This window comes from Bacillus sp. AFS001701 (assembly GCF_002559405.1).
Lineage (GTDB): Bacteria > Bacillota > Bacilli > Bacillales > Bacillaceae_G > Gottfriedia.
Map to the genome: position 1 here is coordinate 1 of NZ_NTZO01000441.1, position 1907 is coordinate 1907.

1 protein-coding gene and 1 pseudogene are annotated in these 1907 nt (G+C 32.1%); both read right to left on the reverse strand.

The genetic code is table 11. The features are described 5' to 3' along the window. Positions 1–258: 258 nt before the first annotated feature. Positions 259–1575 carry a DRTGG domain-containing protein gene (locus tag CN514_RS20820; RefSeq protein WP_098234225.1) on the reverse strand — a complete coding sequence of 439 codons (1317 nt, stop codon included), beginning with the start codon at positions 1573–1575 and terminating at the stop codon, positions 259–261. A gap of 130 nt (positions 1576–1705) precedes the next feature. Continuing rightward, a pseudogene (locus tag CN514_RS25905) lies at positions 1706–1907 on the reverse strand (metal-dependent hydrolase); the annotation flags it as partial.

The window sequence follows — 1907 nt, forward strand, 5'->3', positions numbered from 1 at the left end:
CATTATTTATGGCGAAAAAATTGAAAATAAATGAAGATGAATTTATTTATGACTTAGAGAAATTAGAGAAAATTGTATATGACTTAGCAAAAGATTTTGATACTAGAAACGAAAATAATGAATTTGTTAATCGAGTTAATAAACTACTTTCGATTTAAAAATACAGGATGATTTTTTCATAAACTTCAAAGGCAGGGAATGGTTTCCTGCTTTTTTTACGTGACTAAAAAATGATGGAAGCCCTAAGGCTTCCATATCTTATCGATCTAATAACTGCATCATCATCAATGCTTTACCTACTAATATTCCTTGCTGAAATACTTCAACATCAACTTTTCCAAACTTACGACCTAATTCTAAAACTTTTGGTTTAATTTCAATTACATCATCAATTTGAACTGGCTGTACGAAGTAAATTGTAATATTTTCTACGATTAAATCCCCTTTTTTCATATCACGAACTGCTCGTTTACCTGCCTCGGTTACAATTGTCGTAAATACGCCATGTGAAAGAGTACCAATTACATTCGTCATTTGAGGAGTTACATTACATCTAATCGTAAAGTCATCATTTTTTTGATCTTTATTATTATGAAATTGACTAGTAACTATATCATCAATTGTTTCTCCCACTTGAGGTTGACGTTGCAATTGCTGTAATGCTTCAAGTACATCTTGGCGACTTATAATACCGATTAAGTTATTCGTTGTATTTACGACTGGTAGCAATTCTATGCCTTCCCAAACCATCATTCTAGCAGCTGCCGCAACCGACATTTTTTCATTTACACTTATTGGTTGTCTAGTCATTACTTTATCAATTCTTTGAGTACGTTGTTCATGTATGATATCCTTTGAAGTTACAATTCCTATCAGTTTACCTCGATCATCAATTACTGGATATCTTCCATGACCTGTGTCTCTGTTATGTTCATACCACTTTTCAACTTCATCAAATGGAGATAGTGTAGCTGTTTTTTCAGTTGGAATGAGTATATCCTCAACTAGTACTATATCTTTCTTAATTAATTGATCATAAATTGCTCTATTAATTAACGTCGCGACAGTAAACGTATCATAACTTGAAGAAATAATCGGCATTTTCATTTCATCCGCAAGACGTTTTACACTTTCATCTGTATCAAATCCACCTGTTACTAAAACCGCTGAACCTTCTTTTAATGCTAATTCATGTGCATTCACTCGGTTTCCGACGATTAATAAATTATTTGCACTAATATATCTCATCATCGCATCAAGCTGCATTGCACCAATAACAAACTTATTAAGTGTTTTATGTAATCCTTCTTTACCACCTAAAACTTGTCCATCAACAATATTAACAACTTCGGCAAAAGTTAATTTTTCAATATTTTCTTTTCTTTTCGTTTCAATACGAATCGTACCTACACGTTCAATGGTACTAACAAATCCTTTGTTTTCCGCATCTTTAATTGCTCTATATGCAGTACCTTCACTTACACTTAAATCTTTTGCAATTTGTCTTACTGATATTTTATGACCGACCGGTAGTTGTTCAATATGTTCTAGTATTTGATCGTGCTTTGTAGTCAATTACCTCACCAAGCTTTCAATGGTTGTATTAATATTTTTATTAACTATTATATAACAATTCATACCATGAAAAAAAGCACGTTTCAACGTGCTTCTAATACTGTACTAATATTTTCTTCATTGATCTATACTACAATAGTGAAATTGTTGTATTTGGCTCATGAATGAAACCATTATGCTTTGGTAATTTTGCAAGGAACTCACTTGGGTCTACTTGGATTGGTGGAAATGTATTATAATGCATCGGAATTACTTTTTGTGCGTTAATCCATTCAGAAGCAATTACTGCATCATCGATTCCCATTGTAAAATGATTACCGATTGGTAAATAT